Source organism: Actinoplanes palleronii, assembly GCF_016862315.1.
GTDB classification, from domain to species: Bacteria; Actinomycetota; Actinomycetes; order Mycobacteriales; family Micromonosporaceae; genus Actinoplanes; species Actinoplanes palleronii.
This window is the reverse complement of the sequence record NZ_BOMS01000085.1, coordinates 1-22574: the sequence shown is the minus strand read 5'-3', so window position 1 is coordinate 22574 and position 22574 is coordinate 1. Positions and strand designations below refer to the sequence as shown.

20 protein-coding genes are annotated in these 22574 nt (G+C 71.9%); 11 read left to right on the top strand and 9 right to left on the bottom strand.

What is annotated here, in order from left to right; all coding sequences use genetic code 11:
- Positions 1–12 precede the first annotated feature (12 nt).
- The 3 genes from Apa02nite_RS27075 to Apa02nite_RS27065 all read left to right on the top strand — a co-directional run bounded on the left by Apa02nite_RS27075 (position 13) and on the right by Apa02nite_RS27065 (position 3343).
- Entirely contained in the window at positions 13–864 is an 852-nt protein-coding gene (locus tag Apa02nite_RS27075; RefSeq protein WP_203827471.1) for a tryptophan 2,3-dioxygenase, read from the top strand.
- Positions 861–2081: a kynureninase gene (locus Apa02nite_RS27070; protein WP_203827470.1), complete on the top strand. Its 1221-nt coding sequence runs from the start codon at positions 861–863 to the stop codon at positions 2079–2081. Before Apa02nite_RS27075 ends, Apa02nite_RS27070 begins: the two co-directional genes overlap by 4 nt.
- Positions 2082–2242: 161 nt before the next feature.
- Positions 2243–3343 carry an amidohydrolase family protein gene (locus Apa02nite_RS27065; RefSeq protein ID WP_239164595.1) on the top strand — a complete coding sequence of 367 codons (1101 nt, stop codon included), beginning with the start codon at positions 2243–2245 and terminating at the stop codon, positions 3341–3343.
- Positions 3344–3563: 220 nt separating this feature from the next.
- Here the strand turns inward: Apa02nite_RS27065 and Apa02nite_RS27060 are convergent, their stop codons facing one another.
- The gene (locus Apa02nite_RS27060) at positions 3564–4586 is read right to left on the bottom strand and encodes a Gfo/Idh/MocA family protein (protein ID WP_203827469.1); all 1023 of its coding nucleotides are present in this window, start codon (positions 4584–4586) and stop codon (positions 3564–3566) included.
- A gap of 97 nt (positions 4587–4683) precedes the next feature.
- The gene (locus Apa02nite_RS27055; RefSeq protein ID WP_203827468.1) at positions 4684–5661 is read right to left on the bottom strand and encodes a hypothetical protein; all 978 of its coding nucleotides are present in this window, start codon (positions 5659–5661) and stop codon (positions 4684–4686) included.
- Between the two features lie 126 nt (positions 5662–5787).
- On the opposite strand from Apa02nite_RS27055, the gene Apa02nite_RS27050 reads away from it, so the two are divergent.
- Positions 5788–6609, top strand: a complete 822-nt coding sequence (locus Apa02nite_RS27050) for a methyltransferase domain-containing protein (RefSeq protein WP_067684442.1) — start codon at positions 5788–5790, stop codon at positions 6607–6609.
- A 4-nt stretch (positions 6610–6613) separates the two neighbouring features.
- Here the strand turns inward: Apa02nite_RS27050 and Apa02nite_RS27045 are convergent, their stop codons facing one another.
- From Apa02nite_RS27045 to Apa02nite_RS27030, 4 genes are all read right to left on the bottom strand, one after another.
- Positions 6614–8101, bottom strand: a complete 1488-nt coding sequence (locus Apa02nite_RS27045) for a glycoside hydrolase family 130 protein (RefSeq protein ID WP_203827467.1) — start codon at positions 8099–8101, stop codon at positions 6614–6616.
- Positions 8098–9180: a glycosyltransferase gene (locus Apa02nite_RS27040; protein WP_203827466.1), complete on the bottom strand. Its 1083-nt coding sequence runs from the start codon at positions 9178–9180 to the stop codon at positions 8098–8100. The genes Apa02nite_RS27045 and Apa02nite_RS27040 overlap by 4 nt, the downstream gene beginning before the upstream one ends.
- Positions 9177–10331 carry a glycosyltransferase gene (locus Apa02nite_RS27035; RefSeq protein ID WP_203827465.1) on the bottom strand — a complete coding sequence of 385 codons (1155 nt, stop codon included), beginning with the start codon at positions 10329–10331 and terminating at the stop codon, positions 9177–9179. Before Apa02nite_RS27035 ends, Apa02nite_RS27040 begins: the two co-directional genes overlap by 4 nt.
- Positions 10332–10486: 155 nt before the next feature.
- Complete coding sequence (locus Apa02nite_RS27030; protein ID WP_203827464.1) at positions 10487–11491, bottom strand: glycosyltransferase family 4 protein; 1005 nt, start codon at positions 11489–11491, stop codon at positions 10487–10489.
- A gap of 82 nt (positions 11492–11573) precedes the next feature.
- Between Apa02nite_RS27030 and Apa02nite_RS27025 the strand changes: the two genes are divergently transcribed.
- Complete coding sequence (locus Apa02nite_RS27025; protein ID WP_203827463.1) at positions 11574–13280, top strand: alpha-glucosidase; 1707 nt, start codon at positions 11574–11576, stop codon at positions 13278–13280.
- A 28-nt stretch (positions 13281–13308) separates the two neighbouring features.
- Here Apa02nite_RS27025 and Apa02nite_RS27020 read toward each other — a convergent pair whose 3' ends face one another.
- Positions 13309–13452, bottom strand: a complete 144-nt coding sequence (locus Apa02nite_RS27020) for a hypothetical protein (protein WP_198170458.1) — start codon at positions 13450–13452, stop codon at positions 13309–13311.
- 60 nt (positions 13453–13512) lie between these two features.
- Entirely contained in the window at positions 13513–15096 is a 1584-nt protein-coding gene (locus Apa02nite_RS27015; protein WP_203827462.1) for a CocE/NonD family hydrolase, read from the bottom strand.
- A gap of 54 nt (positions 15097–15150) precedes the next feature.
- On the opposite strand from Apa02nite_RS27015, the gene Apa02nite_RS27010 reads away from it, so the two are divergent.
- Both Apa02nite_RS27010 and Apa02nite_RS27005 read left to right on the top strand, forming a co-directional pair.
- Complete coding sequence (locus tag Apa02nite_RS27010; RefSeq protein WP_203827461.1) at positions 15151–15786, top strand: TetR/AcrR family transcriptional regulator; 636 nt, start codon at positions 15151–15153, stop codon at positions 15784–15786.
- 119 nt (positions 15787–15905) lie between these two features.
- Positions 15906–17951, top strand: coding sequence for a peptidoglycan recognition protein family protein (locus Apa02nite_RS27005; protein WP_203827460.1), 2046 nt, complete (start codon positions 15906–15908; stop codon positions 17949–17951).
- Here Apa02nite_RS27005 and Apa02nite_RS27000 read toward each other — a convergent pair.
- Positions 17923–19155, bottom strand: coding sequence for an FAD-dependent monooxygenase (locus Apa02nite_RS27000; RefSeq protein WP_203827459.1), 1233 nt, complete (start codon positions 19153–19155; stop codon positions 17923–17925). The two genes, Apa02nite_RS27005 and Apa02nite_RS27000, sit on opposite strands and share 29 nt — an antisense overlap.
- Before the next feature lie 103 nt (positions 19156–19258).
- On the opposite strand from Apa02nite_RS27000, the gene Apa02nite_RS26995 reads away from it, so the two are divergent.
- The 4 genes from Apa02nite_RS26995 (at position 19259) to Apa02nite_RS26980 (ending at position 22465) form a co-directional block, all read left to right on the top strand.
- Complete coding sequence (locus tag Apa02nite_RS26995) at positions 19259–20140, top strand: TetR/AcrR family transcriptional regulator C-terminal domain-containing protein (RefSeq protein WP_203827458.1); 882 nt, start codon at positions 19259–19261, stop codon at positions 20138–20140.
- A gap of 66 nt (positions 20141–20206) precedes the next feature.
- Entirely contained in the window at positions 20207–20773 is a 567-nt protein-coding gene (locus Apa02nite_RS26990; RefSeq protein ID WP_203827457.1) for a hypothetical protein, read from the top strand.
- Between the two features lie 86 nt (positions 20774–20859).
- Positions 20860–21501 carry a bifunctional 4-hydroxy-2-oxoglutarate aldolase/2-dehydro-3-deoxy-phosphogluconate aldolase gene (locus tag Apa02nite_RS26985; protein WP_203827456.1) on the top strand — a complete coding sequence of 214 codons (642 nt, stop codon included), beginning with the start codon at positions 20860–20862 and terminating at the stop codon, positions 21499–21501.
- Between the two features lie 34 nt (positions 21502–21535).
- Positions 21536–22465: a sugar kinase gene (locus Apa02nite_RS26980; protein WP_239164594.1), complete on the top strand. Its 930-nt coding sequence runs from the start codon at positions 21536–21538 to the stop codon at positions 22463–22465.
- The last annotated feature ends 109 nt before the right edge of the window (positions 22466–22574 follow it).

Genomic DNA, 22574 nt, shown 5'->3' with positions numbered 1-22574 from the left:
TGGGTGATCACCATGTCGGCATCGAGGCCGCTGGAAGACGACATCGTCCGGGACTTCAAAGTGAATCTCTCGTACGGCGAATACCTGCATCTGGACGAGGTCCTGGGTGCTCAGCATCCGGTGAGCGTTCCGGAGCACCATGACGAGCTGCTGTTCGTCATCCAGCATCAGACGTCCGAGCTGTGGCTGAAACTGATCATCCACGAGCTGCGCCGGGTGCTGTCCCACCTGACCAAGGACGAGCTCAAGCCGGCGCTCAAGGGCCTGGCCCGGGTCAAGCACATCCAGCGGACCCTGACCGATCAGTGGTCGGTGCTGGCCACCCTGACCCCGACCGAGTACGCCCAGTTCCGCAGCTTCCTGGGCACGTCGTCGGGCTTCCAGTCGTACCAGTACCGCGCGGTCGAGTTCCTGCTCGGCAACAAGGACCGGCACATGCTGCAGATCTTCGACGACCAGCCGGCCGCCCGGGAGCTGCTCGAGGAGCTGCTCGGCACGCCCAGCGTGTACGACGAGTTCCTGCACCTGCTGGCCCGGCAGGGACACCCGGTCCCGGTGGAGATCCTGCAGCGCGACGTCACCGAGCCGTGGGAGTACCGCGCCGACCTGGTGCCGGTCCTCACCGCCATCTACGAGCAGGCCGAGCAGCACTGGGAGGCCTACGAGGCCTGCGAGGAGCTCGTCGACCTGGAGGAGAACTTCCAGCTCTGGCGGTTCCGGCACCTCAAGACGGTGGAACGGACGATCGGCTTCAAGCGCGGCACCGGTGGGTCCAGCGGGGTCTCGTTCCTGAAAGCCGCTCTCGATCTGACATTCTTCCCGGAGCTCTACGCCGTCCGCACCGAGATCGGAGTCCCGCGTTGACCGACGATCTGCTGGCCCGCGCCACCGCCCTGGACGCGGCCGACCCGCTCGCGGCCTTCCGGGACCGGTTCGTGCCCACCTCGGCGGTCTCCTACCTGGACGGCAACTCGCTCGGCCGTCCCCTGGAGGCGACCGCCCGGCTGCTCGACGACTTCGTCCGCGGCCAGTGGGGCGGCCGGCTGATCCGCGGCTGGACCGACGGCTGGATGGACTGGCCGCTCACCCTCGGCGACCGGCTCGGCGCGGTCGCGCTGGGCGCCGCGGCCGGGCAGACCGTGGTCGCCGACTCGACCACGGTGCTGCTCTACAAGCTGACCCGGGCCGCTGTCGACGCCCGCCCGGACCGGCGCACCGTGGTGCTCGACACCGACAACTTCCCCACCGACCGGTACATCCTGGAGGGCATCGCCGCCGAGCGCGGCCTCACCCTGCACTGGATCGAGACCGACCCGGTCACCGGCGTGCACCCCGCGCAGGTCGCCGACGCGGTCGGTCCGGACACCGCGCTGGTGCTGTTCTCCCACGTCGCGTACCGCTCCGGCTGGCTCGCCGACGTCGCGGAGATCAACCGGATCGCGCACGCGGCCGGCGCGCTGACCCTGTGGGACCTGTGCCACTCGGCCGGCTCGGTGCCGATCCGGCTCGACGAGTGGGGAGTGGACCTGGCGGTCGGCTGCTCGTACAAATATCTCAACGGCGGCCCGGGCGCGCCCGCGTTCGGCTACCTGCGCCAGGGCCTGCAGGACGAGCTGCGCCAGCCGATCCAGGGCTGGATGGGGCATCGGGCGGTGTTCGAGATGGGTCCCGGTTATCAGCCGGCGTCCGGCGCCCGGGCGCTGCTCAGCGGCACCCCGCCGATCCTGGCGATGGTGCCGATGCACGCCAACCTGGACATGCTCGCCGAAGCCGGTATCGAGGCGGTGCGGACCAAGTCGCTGCTGCTCACCGGCCTGGTCCTGGACATCGCGGACGCCTGGCTGACGCCGCTGGGCGTCGAGGTGGTCAGCCCGCGCGAGCCGGAGCGCCGCGGCGGGCACGTGACGCTGCGCCGGGCCGGCTTCGAGGAGCTGCTGGAGCCGCTGTGGGACAGCGGGGTGATCCCGGACTACCGCCACCCGGACGGTCTGCGGATCGGTCCGGCGCCGCTGAGCACCAGCTTCACCGAGGTCCACCACGGCCTCTCGATCCTCCGCGACCTGGCCGAGAAGCAGCGGTGACCGCGGAGTCCTGTGCCTCTTCGGCCGCGCCGGACGCCGAGGTGGGCGGTCTGCCGCCGCGTTCCTGCGGCGGTGCGGGTTGCGGCACAGACAACTGCTTTTCCCGTACGGCCAGAGCCGCCACGACCGGAACCGTCCGGCCCGGGGAACCGCGTCCGACGGTGACCGAGGCGCGCGACCGGGTCGACTGGCTGCTCGCCGACTCGATCTGGTGGGGCGGCCGGCTCCGCCGGGGAGTGGCCCTCCGGGTCGGCACGGACGGCCGGGCCAAGCCGGTACCCGCCGAGATGGCGCCGAGCGACGGGGTCCGCCGCCTGCCCGGCACGCTGCTGCCCGGCCTGGTCGACGCGCACGTGCACGCGGCCCTGGCCGACCTCGGCACCGTCCGGGCCGGCGGGATCGCCGCGGTGTGGGACCTCGGCGGCGTCCCGGACACCCTGCGGGACCTCGCGGCGCGCGCCGGGAGGCTCGGTTCGGCCCTGCCCCGGATTCGTTACGCCGGACCGTTCCTGATCGCACCGGGCGGCTACCCGAGCGACCGCGCCTGGGCGCCGGCCGGCAGCTGGCGGGAGATCAGCTCAGCCGCCGACGCGGGCGCCGCGGTGGCCGAGGCCTGGTCGGCCGGCGCCACCCTGATCAAGGTGACCGCGCATGCCGGCGGCCCCACGCTCCCGCAGCCGACGCTGCGCGCCCTGGTCGAGGCGGCCCACGCGTCCGGCCTTCAGGTGGTGGTGCACGCCGAGGGGCCCGGCACGGTCGCCGCGGCCTTCGAGGCGGGCGCCGACCTGCTGGCACACACCCCGTGGACGGAGTCCCTGCCGGACCCGCTGCTCCGCGCCTGCGCCTCCCGGATGACCTGGATCAGCACCCTGGACATCCACGGCTGGACCGACCCGACCCCGCCGGGCTCCGTGCCCCCGCCGGGCTCCGTGCCCCCGCCCGGCTCCGTGCCCCCGGCTCCGGAGATCGATCCGGCGCGGGAGGTCGCGATCGGCAACCTGCGGCGCTTCGTCGAGCACGGCGGCAAGGTCCGCTACGGCACCGACCTCGGCAACGGCCCGCTGCCCGCCGGCGTCAACCCGCGCGAACTCCGCGCGCTCCGCGCCGCCGGCCTGACCCCCGACGAGATCCTGATCGCGATGACCGAACCCGACCAGCCCGGCATCACCTGGCTCCCGAGCGGCCTGGACCTGACCCCGGCCACCTTCGCCGACCTCCTGGCCACCGCCCGGGTAGTCGACGACACCCTCCAGCCCCGCTGACACTCCCCGCCGGCTCTCCGGGGTGCCTCCGGCACCCCGAGACACCCCTGAAGGACCAGCCGGGGCCTGGGGGCGCGGTGCGGTCGGGAGTGGGGGCGGTGTCGCGCGAGACTGGCACGGGACTCGGCTCGTAGCCTGCGGACGGGACTCCCATTTCGTACCATATGGGGTTGAAAAGACCGGCGGCCCTGAGTGGGACGCCGGCCTGGGGAGAAGCGGGTCAGAGGGTGACGGAGCGGCCCGTCGTGGCGCTGACGCGGGCGGCGTCGAGGACCTCCATGGCGCGGACCGAGTCCCACGGGTCGACCGGCAGCGGGCCCTTGCCCAGGACCGCGTCGGCGAACGCGGGGTAGAACGAGTCCCAGCGGCCGCGGGCGCTCTCCACCGGGGCGCCGGTCGAGCCGCGGAACAGGTGGCCCCAGCGGTGCTCGTGCTCGAGGCCCCAGCGCTCGTCCAGCTTGGCCGGGGTCTTGCCGGCCTTGAGCAGGTCCTCCTGGCCGTCGAGCTCGTTGGAGATGAACGTGCCGGCGGTGCCGGTGACCCGGAAACGCGGGCCCGGGCCGGCCTGCCGCCAGCTGCCCCACAGGTGCGACTCGACGCCGCTGAGGTGGTGCATGGCCAGGAAGAAGTCGTCGTCCAGCTCGGTCTCGCCGCGCATCTCGGCGTAGACCCGCTGGGCCGGCCCGTGCAGCTGCAGCGCCTGGTCGACCAGGTGGGAGCCGAAGTCGAGCAGGGTGCCGCCGCCGGCCGCCTTCGGCAGACGGTCCGGCGCCCAGCGCTCCATCCGGGACTCGAAGCGGCGGATGGTGCCGAGCGAGCCCTTCTCGATCAGCCGGCGGATCGTCAGGAAGTCCGAGTCCCAGCGGCGGTTCTGGTAGACCGTCAGCGGGACACCGGCCGCCTCGGCCGCCTTGACCAGCTCACGGGCGCTCGCCGCGTCCAGGGCGAACGGCTTGTCGACGACCACGGCCAGACCCAGCCGGACCGCCTCCAGGGCCAGCTCGGCGTGCGTCGAGGCGGGGGTGGAGATGGTCACCGCCTGCACCCCGTCCGCGGCCAGCGCGGCGAGCGAGTCGTAGCTCGCCACGCCCGGGAGCTGCTCGGCGACCTGCTTACGGCGCTCCTCGGAGGTGGTCACCACGCCGACGAACTCGATGTTCTTCGCCGACGAGACCAGCGGGGCATGGAAGATCCGCCCACCGCTGCCGTAGCCCACCAGCCCGAACCGCACCTGCTCGATCATGCCGGAAGTTTTTCACATCCATTGCCAGCCTGTTGCGGGTGCACCCGGTGGTTACTTGTGATAACGGCCGCATGACATGGCGTCACGAAATGTGGTATCAGCGGCGCAGTCCCAGCGCGTCGCGCATCACAGCGCCGGCCGGGCGGAGCACCTCGTCGCGCAGCCAGCGGCCGGCGGCGGCGAGACCGCGGAACGCCGCGCCGAACGTGTACCGCCACGTGAAGGCGACCGCGAGGCCGATCGGGCGGAACAGGTAGCGGTAGAGGAACCGGGCGGCCCACGCGACGGCCAGGCCGATCGGCCGCAGGATCCAGCGGTAGAGCGTGACCGCGGCCCAGACCAGGGCCGCCCCGATGGCGCGGACGGTCCAGGCGATCGCCAGGCCGACCGGGCGCAGCAGCCAGCGGTACGTGGCGACCGCGGTCCAGGCCACGGCCGCGCCGAGTCCGCGGGCGGTCCAGGCGATGGCCAGGCCGATCGGGCGCAGGACCCAGCGGTAGAGGGTGACGCCGGTCCAGGCCAGGGCCGCGCCGAGTCGGCGGGCGGTCCAGGCGATGGCCAGGCCGATCGGCCGCAGGACCCAGCGGTACGACGCGTAGACCAGCCCGGCGATCACCAGTCCGATCGGGGTCAGCACCCAGCGGTAGATCATCTGTGCGACCCAGGCCAGCGCCCGCCCGATCGGCAGCAGCATCCATCGTCCGATGAAGAACACCACCGCCGCGAGCGCCGTCCCGATCGGACGGAACACCCAGCGCACCAGCATCCGCAGCACCCAGCCGACCGCGACCAGCACGGCGCCGCCGACCCAGCGCAGCGCGTGCAGCACCGGCAGGATCACCCACTGCAGCAGCTGGCGGAGCAGCCAGAGCAGCGGCGCGACCAGCAGGGTGCGCAGCAGCCAGCCCAGCGCGCGGCCGATCGGGACCAGCACGTACTGGTACGCCGCGCCGAGGACGGCCCACACCAACTGGACCGGCAGCACCACCACCAGGGCCATGGCCCTCAGCGGCCACGTGATCCAGGCCGGCGCCGTGGGGGCGGGCGGCTGTGGCCGCGGCAGGGGGGTGGTCATCGGGTGCTCCTGTCTCACAAGGGCCCCACGGTACTGGAACGGATCAAAAGAAAAGCAGGTGGAGCCCCCTGTCGGATGGATGACCGGCACCGCCGAATAGGTGTGCGCCAAGAGAACAATCGCGGCATGGAACCCGCGCAGAAGGACCGCACGCCGTTTTCCGACATCGACGGACTGCCGGCGCGGATGTCGGAGATGGTGCTCACCGCGCTCACCGAGATGGGCCGCCATCCGGAGATCCGGCGGGTGCGCCGGGCCGGGTTCGACGCGCTGCGGCCGGCGCTCGGGGCGCGGCTGCTGGACGCGGGCTCCGGGAGCGGCGAGGTGGCCCGCCGGCTGGCCGCCGAGGTGGGGCCGCGGGGTGAGGTGATCGCGCTGGACTACTCGGCGGCGATCACGGCGGCCGCTGTCGCACGGCACGACGACAGCAACGTGCGGTACGTGACCGGCGACGTCTGCGACCTGGACCTGCCCGACGACACGGTCGACGGGGTGTGGTGCGAGCGGGTGCTGCAGCACGTCGACGACGCGGACGCGGCGATCGGCGAACTGCGCCGGGTGACCCGTCCGGGCGGCCGGCTCTGCCTGATCGACACCGACTGGGACTCGCTGGCCTTCGACGGGATGCCGGTCGGGCTGCGTGACACGGTGCTGTCGTTCGTCGGGCCGCATTTCACGCCGGAGCAGGGCGACATGGGGCGCACCCTGCGGCGCCGGCTGGTCGCGGCCGGTCTGAGCGACCTGACCGCGACCCCGGTGACGTGCCTGTTCGGCAACCCGGACTCGGCTGCCGTGGTGCTCCCGATGGTCAACCCGCGGGTGCCGGAGGACACCTGGCGGACGCCGCCGGGCCTGCGCGACGAGTGGCTGGCACACGTCGAGGCGGCCGGCGCCCGCGGCGACTTCCTCGCCGTGCTGACCATCTGGGTGGTGGCCGGCACGGTGTGAGGCGCTAGCGCTCGATCGGGGTCATCCGGTGCAGCAGCCGGTCCAGCGGCATGCTGGCGAAACTGATGCGGACGTCGCTGGACGCGTACGGCAGCCAGAACCGGCCCTCGTGCACCAGGCCGCCGCAGGAGTAGAGCACGTTCGGGACGTACCCCTCGCGCTCGATCTCGTCCGGGTCGATCAGGCCCTGCGGGAGGTCGGCGATCACCTTCGACGGGTCGTCCAGGTCGAGCAGCATGGCGCCGATGGCGTACCGGCGCATCGGCCCGACGCCGTGGGTGAGCACCAGCCACCCGGCCTCGGTCTCGATCGGCGAGCCGCAGTTGCCGACCTGGATCAGGTCCCAGCCGCGGTGCGGGACCAGCAGCGGGCCGGCCGGCTGCCAGCGGTGCTGCTCGTCGCGGACGGCCAGGCCCAGCGTCTCGCCGTCGGAGCGGCAGAGCGCCATCTTCTTGCCCTTGATGTACCGCGGGAACAGCGCCATGCCCTTGTTCCGGGCGGCCGGCCCGTGCAGCGTGGTGACCTCGAAGTGCCGCAGGTCACGGGTGTAGATGACCCGCCCGGAGATGTTGAAGCCGTCGTACGCGGTGTAGGTCGCCTGGTACGCCGGCCGCCCGTCCGGGTCGATCACCCGGACGAAGCGGGCGTCCTCCATGCCCCGGCTCTCGCTCGGGGTGGCCGGCCAGAGCACCCGCTGGTGCAGCGGCATGGTGGCCGGGAACGTGACCGCGTAGTCGTCGCCGACGATCCGCCGGATCAGGTCCATCGTCATCGGGGTGGTGGGACGCGCCGACAGCTCGTGCGGCATGTGGCTGAGGGTGTCCTCGAACTCCAGGTCGTCGTACCGGTCCGGCAGCGAGTTCAGGATGTACGCGGACGCCTCGTTGTCGATGTTCTCGTCCCCGAGCGCCGCGAAGAGCTGGTGCTTCATGTGCTTGGCGCCGACCCGCTGGCCGATCGTGAGCGGTCCGTCCCGGTCCTCCAGCCGGATCGCCGCGCCCGGTCCGATGATCACGCTGCAGAACCCTATCGACGAGATGTGTCCCTCGCCGATCTGCCGGAGGCTCAGCGCCGCCCGCAGCTCGCCCGGGCCCAGGTCGCTCTGGTCCGGGTGCGGGATCATCGACGGGTTGCAGAGCGCCGCGGCCTCGACCGAGAACTCGTGGCTGAAGTACGCCCCGATCAGCGTCCGGGCCGACGGCGACAGCTCGATCTCCGGCGGCACCCGGTGCTGGACCACCTCGTAGTGGTGCTGGAAGACCGACAGGATGTCGTGGTGCCGGCCGGAGAAGCGGTTCAGCACGTCGTCCAGCAGCTCGGTGATGTCCTTCTCGTCGAGCTGGAGCATCCGTTCGATCATGCAGGCCGCGCGGTTGTGCGTGGCGTGGGCATCCTCGCCGGGCACGAACAGTTTGATGACCACGCGCCGGCCGTCGGGCGCCATGGTGATGTTGTGACGAGTGATGTCGGTCGTATTGACTGTTGCGGTCACGCTTGGCCGCCTGACGGTCGGGTCGCGCTCCGGATCGCCAGCGTGCGGGCATGCTGCAGCGTGGAGACGAGCGCGAGGGTGGATTCGGCTCCTTGGTTCAGATTAGGACCATCAGCCGTCAATCCGTCATAACAACCGCAAGTCTCGCTGTCGTACATCACCGATCCGGTGTCGTTATCGCCCAGGAACCACGCGATCGACTGAAACAGCGGTGCGTCCCAGCGCTCGTCGCCGGTGACCGCGGCGGCGGTGGCGCAGGCGTCCGCGGTCGCCGCCGCCTCGATCGGCTGCTGGTCGTACCGGTGCCGGACCGCGCCGGGCCGCCAGCCGCCGACCGGCACGCAGGACAGGTGCCCGTGCTGCTCCTGCTGATCGCAGAGCCAGGACAGCATCCGCAAGCCGTCGCCGAGCAGCGCCTCGTCGCCGAGCAGGTCGCCGGCCGCGATCAGCACCTCGGCCAGGGCCGGGTTGGAGTAGGTCAGCTCGCGCTCCGGCCACACCCACGCCGGGTCCGAGCCGGGCAGCCCGATCACGGTGGCCGCGTCGCCGAGCAGCTCGGCGGCGACCGGATCGTGCGGGCCGGCGCGCAGCACCTCGGCCGCGCCCAGCCCGGCGAAGGCCATCGCCCGAGGCCAGGTGGAGCGCCGTGCGGCGCCGAGGCGGAACGCGATCAGCGCCTCCCGCCGGATCCAGCCGGAGGTGCTGCGGGCCGCCGCCGTGCCGAGCCCCCACAGCGCCCGGCCCCAGCAGTCGCCCAGAGTCGGCTCGTCCTGCCAGCGCCGGTCGTAGCTCATCCGGTTGCGGAACGCCCCGTCGGCGCCCTGCGCGTGGGTGAGGAACGCCAGGTAGCGCTCGGCGGCCCGGAGCACGTCCGGCGCCGGTTTCGGCTCCCGGGCGACGACCAGCAGGCCGCGGGCCACGTCGTCGACGCAGTAGCCGTGCTCGCGGCGGGCGATCGCGTTGCGGGCGTGCTCCAGCATGCCGGTGTCGTCGGAGAGCCGCAGCACGTGGTCGAAGCGGGGCTGCGGCACGTCGGCGAGCTGGACCGGCGGCGGGATCAGCCGTAAGGAAAGGCTCATGCCGGGATGGTCGCGGCGGCCAGCGGCGAGCGGTCGGCGACCAGCCGGGAGGCCAGCGCCTGGTAGCGGGCGGCGACCGCCGGCCAGCGCAGGGTCGGTCCGCTGTCGAGCCCGGTCAGCCGGCCGGACATGGCCGGCTCGGCGAGCACGTGCCGGATGGCCACCGCCATCGCCTCCGGGTCGTGGTGCGGCACCAGCAGCCCCGGCCCGTCCGCCAGCAGCTCCACGGCGTGCGGGAACTCGGTGGCCACCACCGGCACCCCGCCGCCCACCGCTTCGATCAGCACGCCGGAGGTGACCTGCTCGGTCGAGTCGTACGGCAGCACCACCGCGTCGGCCGAGCGGATCAGCCGGGACAGCTCGGCCGGTTCCAGGTAGGTGTCCACCCAGCGGACCTGGTCGGTCACGCCGAGCTCGTCGGCGAGCTTGCGCAGCCCGTCCCGGTATCCGTCGCCGAGCTGTTCGAGCACCTTGGGGTGGGTCTTGCCGGCGACCGTGTAGATCGGCAGCGGGTCCATGTCGTCGAGCAGCGCGAGCGCCCGCAGCGCCCACTCGATGCCCTTGCCCGGCCCGAGCAGGCCCCAGGTGAGCAGGTACGGCTGGTCGTGGGTCTCGCGGGCCACCCCGCTGTGGCTGGTGGCGCCGTGCGGGATCACCGTCACCTTGTGCGGGTCGACCGCGTAGTACGTGGTCAGTCGGCGCCGGGCGGTGTCGGTCATGGTCACCACGGCGTCCGCCCGGGCGACGATCTGCTCCAGGACGGCCCGCTGCCGGGGATCGGGCTGGGTCAGCACGGTGTGCAGCACGACGATCGACGGCACCCGGAGGGCGCGCAGAAGGGGCAGCACCTCGTCACCGGTGTCGCCGGGGTAGATGCCGTACTCGTGCTGCAGCACCGCCACGTCGAAACGGTTCAGCGCGGCGGCCGCCCCCGGCCAGCCACCGGGCATGTCGGTGTCCCAGGTGTGCACGACCCGCGGTGCGCCTCGGTCGAGCGCGATCCCCCCGCTGGCATTGTCCCTGGCGAGAAGCCGCACCACCCCCGATCCGCCGCTGCCGGCCGTGAGGTGGGACGACAACGCCGCATTGAACGTCGCCAAACCGCATTGAGTGGGCGGATAAGTGCTCAAAAACCCGTATGTCGCGGGCATGACTGGCCTTTCTATCCTAGGCCGGCTGCCTCCCCGCAGCGCGGACTCCGCGCGCGGGCATCGAACGTGTACACCGCGCGTGAACGGCGTAAAGGCGTTCCGGGAATAACTCCCGTTTAACGCGCAATTCACATTGCGACGTTAACAAGATTCAGCTATTTGCTGACGATTTTTCGGTAAATCGCCAGGTACTCGTCGACCATCCGGTCCGCGGAGAAGCGGTGCCGGGCACGCGCGGCACACGCTCCCCGATCGATCTCCCCGACCCGACCGATCGCGGTGACAGCCTCGTCCACGGTATCCACCAGGAAGCCGGTCACGCTGTCGTCGATTACCTCAGGCATTGATCCTTTTCGGTAAGCGATCACCGGGGTGCCGCACGCCATCGATTCCACCACGGAGAGGCCGAAGGGTTCGGCGAAGCGGATCGGATGCAGCAGAGCCAGGCCGGAACCGAGGATCTTCCCTCGTTCGTCGGGACCCACCGAGCCCAGGTAGACCACCCGGTCACCGTCGATATGCGGCTCCACGCGCTCGGTGAAGTAGTCATGATCCTGGACGATGCCGCAGAGCACCAATCGGCGGCCGGCCCGTCGAGCGATCTCGATGGCGGTGTCGGTGCCCTTGTCCGGGTGGATTCGCCCGAACAGGATCAGATCTTCACCACCATCCGCGTGAAACGGCAGCCCGTTCAGATCAACGCCGTGGTAGACGGTGGCCAGATAGTCGAGATCGGGCGAGCGGTCGCTGTCGGAGATGGACACGTACTGCGACCGGGCCCGGCGGTAGGCCGGCAGGATGTTCACACCGGAGAAGCCGTGCACGGTGGTCAGCATCGGGGTCGCGCAGTGCGCCGAGAACGCCAGCGGCAGCCAGTCCAGGTGGTTGTGCACGAGATCGAATTCGGTCGATCGTGCTAGGGCGTGACTCACGTGAAGGGCTTCCCAGACCCGGCCGTCGATCTCCGGGTTGCCCTCGTAACCGGTGGGCACGACACCGTCCAGGGTCGCCTCGGTGACCGAGTCCAGGGTGGCGAAGAGCGTGACGTCGATGCCGCGCGCGGTCAGCCCCTCGGCGAGCAGGCTGGTGATCAGTTCCCATGGTCCGTAGTGCAGTGGCGGCGTCCGCCAGGCGATAGGCCCCAACAACGCGATCTTCACGACAAAAGCGATCTTTGGTCAATTAACACTCGCACAGTATGCCTGCCCGTTCTGCGGTCCGTTCTCGTGTTAGAGAAGAGTTATGACTGATTCGTGGTGGAAGAAGGCGGTCGTCTACCAGATCTACCCGCGGAGCTTCGCGGACTCGGATGGTGACGGCATGGGTGATCTGCGCGGCGTCATCAACCACCTGGACCATCTCGCCGAACTCGGTGTGGATGTGCTGTGGCTGTCGCCGATCTATCCCTCGCCACAGGACGACAACGGTTACGACATCAGCGACTACCAGGGCATCGAGCCGATGTTCGGCGACCTGGCGACCTTCGACGAGCTGCTCGCCGGCGCCCACGACCGCGGCATGAAGCTGATCATGGACCTGGTGGTGAACCACAGCTCCGACGAGCACGCGTGGTTCGAGGAGAGCCGCTCGTCCATCGACAGCCCGAAGCGCGACTGGTACTGGTGGCGACCGGCCAGAGACGGAATGGAGCCGGGCGCGCCGGGCGCCGAGCCGACCAACTGGGGCTCGGTCTTCGGCGGACCGGCCTGGGAGTTCGACCAGAAGACCGGCGAGTACTACCTGCACCTGTTCTCCCGCAAGCAGCCCGACCTCAACTGGGAGAACGACGAGGTCCGCCAGGCGGTCTACGCGATGATGCGCTGGTGGCTGGACCGGGGCGTGGACGGCTTCCGGATGGACGTGATCAACATGATCTCCAAGGTCCTTCCGCTGCCGGACGGCCGGCTCGCGGCCGGTTCCGCGTACGCCGACGGCTCGGCCGGATTTATCGGCGGTCCGCGTTTGCACGAGTTCCTCCAGGAGATGTACCGGGAGGTGTTCGCCGGCCGTGAGGAGATGCTGACCGTGGGGGAGATGCCCGGCGTCACCGTCGACGAGGCGAAGCTGCACACCGACCCGGACCGGCACGAGGTCGACATGGTCTTCCAGTTCGACCACGTCTGGGCCGATCGGGGCCCGGACCCGTGGCTGCTGCAGCGGCTGCAGCTGACCAACCTCAAGGCGATCCTGGGCCGCTGGCAGGCCGGTCTCGCCGAGGTCGGCTGGAACAGCCTGTACTGGAACAACCACGACCAGCCCCGGGTCGTCTCCCGCTACGGCGACGACTCCGCGGAGCACCGGGCCGCCTCGGCCAAGATGCTCGGCACCGTGCTGCACCTGCACCGCGGCACGCCGTACGTCTACCAGGGCGAAGAACTCGGCATGACCAACTACCCGTTCGGCGGCATCGAGGACTTCCGCGACATCGAGGCGCTCGGGCAGTACAAGCAGGCCCTGGAGCTGGAGGGCCGGACCCCGGACGAGGTGCTGAAGGTGTTGCGGGCCCGGGGGCGGGACAACGCGCGCACCCCGATGCAGTGGGACTCCTCGCCGCAGGCCGGGTTCAGCACCGGCACGCCGTGGCTGGCGGTCAACCCGAACTACCCGCAGATCAACGCGGCCGAGCAGCGGGCCGACCCGGACTCGGTGTTCCACTACTACCGGCAGCTGATCGCGCTGCGGCACGCCGAACCGGCGGTGGCCGAGGGTGACTTCACCATGCTGCTGCCGCACGACGAGCGGCTCTACGCGTTCACCCGCCGGCTCGGCGACACCGAGCTGCTGGTGATCGGCAACTTCTCCGGCGAGACGGCGCCGGCCGAGATCGACGACGCGGCCGGGTGGGCCGGCGCCGAACTGGTGCTGACCAACCTGCCGGGGGCGTCGTCGCAAGCGCTGACGCTCGCCCCCTGGCAGGCGGTGGTCTACCGGCGCAAGCACAGCCGGTGATCAATGCCCGGGAAGACCGGGACTGCTATCAGGTGAGGACCGGCCAGGCGTAACCCAGCAGCGCGAACGCCGCGCCGAGCAGGGCCAGGCTGATACCGCGGGTGGCGACCGGCAGTGCGGCCAGCACCAGCAGAATGATCGCGATCAGATAGAAGACGCCCTGGATGGTCATGGATACTCCTCGAAGCCGTGGGGATGGGGCGGCGACCCTGTACCCCACGGCTCCGAGCCGCTAAACCACAGTGATCATCAATACTGAACTGTGCTCCACCGTGGTCTCGGTGGGGACCATCCGGGTGGCGGTGGCCGGCGGCTCGCCGGTGCCGTAGTTGCGCAGCCAGCGCGGGTACGCCCCACCGGCCACGAGCAGCCGGATCCGGTGCCCGGCCCGGAACCGGTGTGCCGCCGAGCCCATCGTCACCACGGTCCGGCCGTCGGCCGTGATCCCGGCCAGCCCGTCGCACACGTTGACCGACCGGCCGGCAGGGTCGACGTCGCAGAGCCGGGCGAACAGGTCGCCGCTGGCCGCGCTGGTCGACGCGTCGAACTCGGTCTGCACCGGACCCATCACCTCGACCGCCTCGTCGAGCGGGGCGGACGTGAACAGCAGCACGTCGTCGCGCTCTTCGAGTTTCGCCATGTCCCGGGTGCCCTGTGTGGGCGATTGCAGGGCGCCGCCGATGGACGGGGTCGGGTGCTCCGGGTCGTACCGGAAAGTGGTCGAACCCTGACCCGGAAGGGCGGTGAGCGAACCCGGACCCAGGTGGAACCGCCGCGGGCGGACGCCGGGCGGCGGCCAATCGGGCAGATCGCGCCACTCGTCGGCGCCACCGACGTGCACCCGGACCGGCAGCGGCGGTGACTCGCCGCGCATCCGCCGCATCGCCTGGCCGAACACCTCCGCCCAGCCGCGCTCCAGCGCGTTGGTGTGCGTCCACGGACCGATCAGCAGATCCACCTCGTGGCCCGCGTCCCGGCGCCGCTGGTAGAGCTCGATCACCTGGTCGGTGGCCAGGTCGTGCCAGCCGGTGCAGAGGCTGACCGGGACCGGCAGCGCCGCCGCGGCCGCGCCGACGCCGGCGCCCGCCCAGTACGGGTCGTCCGGCGACGGGCTGGTCAGCCAGTTCTCGAACTCCGGGCGACGGCCGCCGAACAGCGCGGGATACGTGCTGATCAGCGGGGTGCGGCGCAGCATCCCGCTGAGCCGCATCTGCAGGCGCACGACCGCACCGAGGTTGGCCCGGAACGTCCGGGCCTGGCTGAACAGGCCGAGGCCGCCGACCAGCGAACGCTCCAGGGCGAACCGCCCGCCGGGCCAGAAGAACCGGTACGGATCGATCACGCCGACCTGGGCGACCGCGCCGCGCCACTCCGGCGGCGGCGCGGCGGCCAGGGCTAGCTGGCTGTAGGCCAGGTAACTCGGGCCGAGCGTGTAGAGGTCACCGTTGAAGAAGTCCTGCTTGCGGATCCACTCCACGGCGGCCTGACCGTCGCGGGCCTCGTTGCTCCAGGCGGCGAACTCACCGCCGGACCCGCCGGTGCCACGGCTGCTCTGCAGCAGCACGTGGAAACCCTGCTCGGCGACGAGGGCACCGTAGAGGTAGTTCCAGGGGAAGCCGCCGCGGATGTACGGCGCGCGGAGCAGGACGGTCGGGCAGGGTTCGGAGGTGGTCGGGGCGTAGTGGTCGGTGAGCATCGGATCGCCGTCGGCGCCGGGCACCGGCACGGCCGGATCCCAGCGGACGTCGTACCGTGCGGCGGGACCCTTGCGGGTCCGCCGTCGCATCAGGCGGAGGAGCCAGGGCAGGTCGCGCATCGATCAAACCCCTTTCCCGTACGTTGTACCAAAAAGATTACCAGGAGGAACGTCATGCCGCGAGGGCGTCCACCGGCGTACACGCGTGACCAGGTGGTGACCGCGGCGGTGACCGTCGCGGATACCGACGGGCTGGAGGCGGTGACCATGCGCCGGGTCGCCACCGAGGTCGGCGCGGGCGCGATGTCGCTCTACACGTACGTGCCGGACCGGGAGCACCTGATCGACCTGATGGTGGACCGGGTGGCCGGCGAGCCGGTCCCGCCCCGGGTCACCGGCGACTGGCGGGCCGACGTGCTGGCGCTGCTGGTCATGCAGCGCGACCTGATGCGGGCCCACCCGTGGCTGCCCGGTGTGCTCGGCGGCCGCCGGCTGACCGGCCGCAACCTGCTCGGTTTCCTGGAGCACGGGCTGCGCGCGCTGGAGCCGGCCGGTCTTCCCGGCATCACCAAGATGACGTTGCTCGGGCTGTTCACCGGGTTCGTGGCGTCCTACGTGACCGGTGAGCTGACGAGTGATCCGGCGCTGGCCGCGGTGGACATCGGGGCGGCCGTGACCAGCGGAAACTTCCCGTTCCTGCGGAAGGCGCTGATCGAGGGCGGTGGCGGGCCGCTGGAATTCCCCGCGATCGCCGACTGGATGATCGCCGGTCTGGTGGAGCAGGCCCGGCATCAGCAGAAAGCCGGATAAGTCCGAGGCTTTTTCACGGAACTCATCACAGGCCACTCGCGTCCCCGGCAAGGTGTCAGTTGGTCGCCGGTTGCATCCCGAAATGACCCCTTCCGCCGGTGGCTGGGGGAGCTTCTCGCATGCGCCGGAACCGTCTCGTCGCCGCCATGGTCGCCGCCACCCCGGCGGTGGCACTCGCCATCGTCGGTCTCACCCCGTCCCGCCCGGTCCCGCTGCTGCAGACGTTCGCCTTCCCGGCCGGGATGCGCCTGGTCGCGGAGTCCTCGGGCGGCCGCGCGGAGATCGCCGAGCTGCCGGAGCGGGACACCGCGCGGTTCAGCCTGGTCGGCGTGACCTGGGACGACCCGAAGGCGGTCGCGGCCGGGACGATCGAGGTGCGGACCCGGCCGTCCGGCACCGGGACCTGGACGCCGTGGCAGGTGCTGGAGACCGACGCGCCGGACGAGTCCGGTGGCGCCGAGGGCCCGGGCGTCCGGGGTGCGAGCGACCCGCTCTGGGTCGGCCCGTCGACCGGGGTGCAGGCCCGGGTGATCACCGGAAGCGGGGCGCGGGCGCTGCCGGCCGGGATGCGCGTCGACCTGATCAACCCGGACGCGACCTCCTCCTCGTCGGCGGCGATGACACCCGCAGCGTTCGAGAAACCTCGCCGGAAGGCCGGCGTCGAGATCCCGGCCCGCCCGGTGCCGAAGATGCTGACCCGGGCCGCCTGGGGCGCGAACGAACGGATCGTCAAGGAGTCGCCGAGCTACACCGGTGACGTCGAGGTGTTCTTCGTGCACCACACCGCGACCGGCAACAACTACAGCTGCAAGACCTCGACCAGCATCGTCCGCGGCATCCAGGCCTACCAGGTGAAGAGCAAGGGCTGGAACGACGTCGGCTACAACTTCCTGGTCGACAAGTGCGGCACGATCTTCGAGGGGCGTGGCGGCGGCGTCACCCACAACGTGCTCGGCGCGCACACCCTGGGCTTCAACAGCAACGCCAGCGCGGTCGCGGTGATCGGCGACTTCCGCTCGGTGGCCATCCCGGCGGCGGCGCGGCTGTCGGTGGCCCAGCTCGCGGCGTACAAGCTGGGCGGTGACGGCAACGCGCCGGCCGGGCGGACCACGATGGTCTCCGGCGGCAGCCCGAAATTCACCGCCGGCCGCCGGGTGCTGCTGAACCGGATCTCCGGGCACCGCGACGCCGGCCTCACCGAGTGCCCCGGCAAGGCGCTCTACGCCCAGCTCCCGTCGATCCGGAGCCTGGCCGGCGCGGCGCCGAGCAGCCTGGCCTTCCGGAAGCTCTCCGGCGCCTGGCTCTGGTCCGGCACCTACTGGACCCAGGGCGCGCTCCGCCCGCTCTGGGACCTGATCACCTCGAGCCGGATGATCAACCGGTTCGACGTCTACGTGGACGGCAAGCTCGCGCTGTCCCGGGCCAACGGCTTCCGGCTCGCGAACCTCACCCTGGAACCCGGCGAGCACACCGTCGCGGTCCAGGCCGTGCACCTCTCCGGCCGGACCGCGACCGCCACGGTCCAGGTGGTGGCGGACGCGACGCCGCCGGACTTCACCGGCCTGCCGCGGGCCACGATCACCGGCGGGACGGTCGGTGTCACCGCGCCGGTCCGGCTGAGCTGGTCGGCCACCGATCCCGCCGGGTTGCGGGGGGTCACCGTGGCCGGCGCGAGCGAGGCCGCGCTGGCCGGGAGCATCAAGAGCCTGACGGGTACGGCCCGGGTCGGCGAGGAGAGCACCTGGACGGTCACGGCGACCGACCACGCGGGCAACGAGCGTGCCGCGGCGGTCAGTCGTACCCCTGGGGTGTTGCAGGAGACCGAGGCCGTGCGGACCGGAAGCTGGCGGGACCGCCCGGACCCAGGCCATCTCGGCGGCGCGGCAGCCGCCGCCGCGACCGACGCGTCGTCGTTGAGCTGGACGTTCACCGGCAGCTCCGCGGGCCTGGTGGTGGGCCGGACGACGAACTCGGGCCGGGTCAAGGTCTACGTCGACGGCGACTTCCAGGGGTACGCCGACACGCACGCGACCGCACCGGTCTACCGCCGGGTGATCTGGGCCCGCTCGTGGACCGACGCCGGGCAGCACACCGTCCGGGTGGAGCCGGAGGGCACGGCCGGACGTCCGGGAGTGATCATCGACGGGCTGGCGTACCTGGAGTGACGGCCCGGTCGGGCAACCGGGTCGCGCCCAGCGCGTAGTCCTTCAGGGTGATCGCGTCGGCCTTGCCGAACTGTTTCGCCACGAGCTGCCGCATCGGCCATCGGCTGATCATCCCGAAGGACAGCCCGCGGGCCCGGATCATCAGCCGGCTGTTCGGCGCGAAACCGGACATCCCGCCCGGCGGCAGCTCCAACCCGGACGCCACGTAGTCGGCCATCACGTCCTGGTACGCCGCGAACGCCGACTCCGGATCGGGCCGGGTGGCCAGCTCGCCGGCCAGCACGTACGCCCCGGTCAGGCTCAGGCTGGTGCCCAGCCCGGCGAGCGGCGACCCGCAGTACCCGGCGTCGCCGACCAGGGCGACCCGGCCCCGCCACCAGCGCGGCACCCGGACCTGGCTGATCGCGTCGAAGAAGAAGTCCGGCGCGTCCGGCATCTGTGCCAGCAGCCCCGGGATCTTCCAGCCGGCGCCGGCCATCCGCTCGGCGACCAGCCGCAGCTCCTCGTCCCGGGTGAGCCGGGCGAAACCGGGTGACGACTCCCGGAAGGAGAGCCCGGCCTTGGCGGTGCCGCCGCGCTCCGGCCGGAGCAGGGCGACCCGGCCCGGCTCGTTGTACATCAGCGCCCAGTGGTCCAGGTCGCCCGGATCGGCCACGGTGAAGTACGCCGAGTAGGCCCCGAGGTGGCGCACGTAGTCCGTCTCCGGGCCGAAGGCCAGCGCGCGGACCCCGGAGTGCACGCCGTCGGCGCCGAGCACCACGTCGTACCGGCCGGTGGTGCCGCTCGCGAACGTGACGTCGACGCCGGTCGGGTCCTGGGCCAGCGCGGTGATCCGGTCGCCGTACCGGTAGTCGGCGACGTCCTCGGTCGCCTCGCGCAGCACCTCGGCGAGGTCACCCCGGGCGATCTCGATCTCGGCGATCATGCCCTCGCCGCCGAACGCGGTGGCGGGCAGCTTGCCGAACGGCCGGTTGTTCCGGTCGACGAGCGCGATGCCCCGCTCGTCCACCTGCCGGGCCCGGATCGCCTCCCGGACACCCATCGCCTCGACGATCCGCCGGGCCACGCCGCGCACGTCCACCGCGTGCCCGCCCGGCCGCGGCGCCCGGGCCTTCTCCACCACGGTCACCTCGGCGCCGGCCTGGTGCAGCCAGAACGCACACGCCGGCCCGGCGATGCTGCTCCCGGAAATCAGTACCCGCATTTCCCCGCCCCCTGCGTACTCTGTATATCGATGTACTATGCACGCTAAGCGCGGTTCTCCCAGCAGGGCAAACTGCACTAGTACGGAGAGGTGGGTGTACTAGGTGGAGGCGGCCTACACGCGGATCGTGGCGGAGTTGCGGCGCCGGATCGAGGCCGGCGAGCTGCGCCCCGGCGACCGGGTGCCGTCGGCGCGGGCGATCACCCGGGAGTGGGGTGTGGCGATCGCGACCGCCACCAAGGCGCACGCGGCGCTGCGCGACGAGGGGCTGACCCTGGCCCGGCCCGGCGTCGGGACCGTGGTCGCCGGGCCGGCCCCGCGGCGCGACACCGACCTGAGCCCGGAGCGGATCGTGGTGGCCGCGATCCGGATCGCCGACGAGCACGGCATGGGCGAGCTGTCCATGCGCCGGGTCGCCGCCGACCTCGGCGTGGCCACCATGTCGCTCTACCGGCACGTGCCCGGCCGGGAGGACCTGGAACTCGCGATGATCGACGCGGCGCTCGGCGAGCTGCGCGTGCCGCCCCGGTACTCCGGCGCGTGGCGGGCCGATCTGGAAGGCTGCGGCCGGGCGCTGTGGGACATCTTCCAGCGGCACCCCTGGCTGGGTGTGTCGATGTCGCTGACCCGGCCGCAGATGACCCCGAACGCCATGCGCCTCGGCGAGTGGCTGATGGGCTCGCTCGGCGGGACCCGGCTGACCGTGACCGACCGTATGCTCGTCGAGGTGCTGCTGTTCAGCTTCGTCCGCGGGGTGGCCAGCGCGCTCGAGCCGGAAGCCGTGGCGATGCGGGACACCGGGCTGACCGACGACGAGTGGATGGACGCCCAGAGTGCGGCGTTCGGGCGGCTCGTCGAGGAGCATCGGATGCCGCAGTTCGAGGAGCTGTTCCTGCGTACGCCGGACTTCGCATTTGATCTGAACGTGCTCTTCGAGTTCGGCCTGGCCCGGATCCTGGACGGGATCGAGGTCTGGATCGGGTGACCCTGGTCGTCGATGCCTCGGGAGTGGGTGACAGACCGCCCGGCACCGGGTCGATACGGTTAGCGGGTGTCTCAGATCCCGTGGTGGGGGCTGCCCCTCGTGGCCGCCGTGTTCGCGCTGGTCGGCGCCGCGTCGGTGCGGTTCATCGCCGCCCGTGACAACGTTCTGCTGAGCCGGCGGCGGCGCACCCGCCGCTGGTATGAGGAGCGCAAGGCCGCCTACGTCGATTTGCTGGCCGCCTTCGAACGGTCGGTCGTGCGCCTGCGGTTGAGCTTCGAGGCGGACGAGAAGCCGCCGTCCGCCCTCGCCTACACCGACGAGATCAGCCCGGCCCTGATGCCGGTCCGGCTGCTCGCCTCCGGCCCGGTACGCAGCGCGGCCCTCGCCGTCCACCTGCAACTCGAGCGGCTGCACGCGCCGATGAACCCGGCCGGGGTGTCCGGGGTCCGCCCGGAGACCCACTTCCGCGAGCTGCTCGCCCAGGTGCCCCTGATCATGCAACAGCTCGAGGCGGCGATCCGCGAGGAGCTGGGCATCGAGGACGCCCCGCCGTCGGCGCGGCCGCACTCCCTGAACGGGCGGAGGCCGCAGAACGGTGCAGCCCTCAAACGTTCCGAGGTGGAGCGCTCCTGAGCGCTGGGAATGCGCTTTCCTTCGGTGATGGGAATCCGCCGTCGGTAGCTGGCCTCGGCGGCGGGGGATCGGGCAGGATCGACCCCGTGACCGATCTTCGCACCCCCCTCGACCCCGTCTCCGCGGCCATCGCCGACAGTGGCCTGGTCGCCATCCTCCGGGCACCGACCGCGGGCGGCTTCTCCGTCGTCGCCGACGTGCTGGTGTCCGCCGGGATCACCGCCCTGGAGGTCACCCTGACCTCGCAGGGCGCCCTCGACGCGATCGCCGCCCTGCGCCGCCGGTTGCCACCCGACGCGATCATCGGGGCCGGCACCGTGCTCACACCGGACGACGCCCGGGCGGCCGTCGACGCGGGCGCGTCGTTCCTGGTCTCGCCGGTGCTCGACACCCTCGCCGGGCAGAGCGTGCCGTGCTACCCGGGGGCGTACACCCCGACCGAGGTCTACCGCGCCCACCTCGCCGGGGCGCCGATGGTCAAGCTCTTCCCGGCCGGAGGGCTGACACCGGCGTACCTGAAAGACCTCCGCGGCCCCCTCCCGCACGTCCGCATCCTGCCCACCGGCGGCATCAACCTGGACGACATCACCGCCTGGCTGACCGCCGGCGCGTCCGCGGTCGGGCTGGGCGGCCCCCTGGTCGGCGACGCGGCCACCGGCGGCAGCCTCACCGCCCTCGCCGCCCGGGCCAAGCGCGCCGTCGACGCCGTCGCCCAGGCCCGCTCGTGACCGCGCCTCGCTCGGCATCGGTCCGGGGTGTCCGGTGAGCGGCGGGCTGTTCACCCTCGGCGAGGCCATGGGGATCTTCGTGGCGGACGGCATCGGCCCGCTCGACCACGCCCCCGGTTTCACCCTCGCGGTCGGCGGGGCGGAGAGCAACGTCGCGGTCGGTGTCGCCCGTCTCGGCGGGTCCGCCACCTGGCTCGGACGCCTCGGCCCGGACTCCGCCGGGTCACTGATCGCGGCCCGCCTGCGCTCCTCCGGCGTACGGGTGCTGGCCGTCCCCGACGCGTCACCGACCGGCCTGATGATCCGCTATCGGCGGTCCGCCCAGTTCATCCACGCGGACTACCACCGCGCCGGCAGCGCCGGTTCCCACCTGAACCCGGCCGACCTGCCCCTGTCCGAGCTGGAGTCGGCCGGGATCCTGCACATCACCGGCATCACCCCGGCCCTGAGCGACACCGCCCGCGCCACCGTCTTCGCCGCCGTCGAGGCCGCCCGGGCCGCCGGGGTGCCGGTCTCGATCGACGTCAACTACCGCAGCAAACTCTGGTCCCGCTCCGACGCCGCCCCGATCCTGCGCGACCTGGTCACCCGGGCCGACGTGGTGTTCGCCGGCCCGGACGAGGCCGCCATCCTCACCGACGCCACCGACCCGGTCGCCGGCCTGGCCGCACTCGGCCCCACCGAGGTGATCATCAAGGACGGCGCCCGGGGCTGCACCGCCCTGATCGACGGCACCCGCCTCACCGCCGACGCCCTCCCGGTAACCGTGATCGACCCGGTCGGCGCCGGCGACGCCTTCGTGGCCGGCTACCTGGCCGACCGCCTGACCGGCGCCCCACCCACCACCCGCCTGCACACCGCGATCACCGCCGGCGCCTTCGCGGTAACGGTCCCCGGCGACTGCCAGGGCGCCCCCACCCGCCCCGACCTAACCGCCCTAACCGGCACCGACATCAACCGCTGACCCCACCCACACCAGCCCACCTCCCCACCCACCCATCCACCTCCGCCACTGCCCCGGTCGGCGCGGCTGGCCGACGCCGACGGAGCAGCGGAGCCCCGCGCTCGGCGCC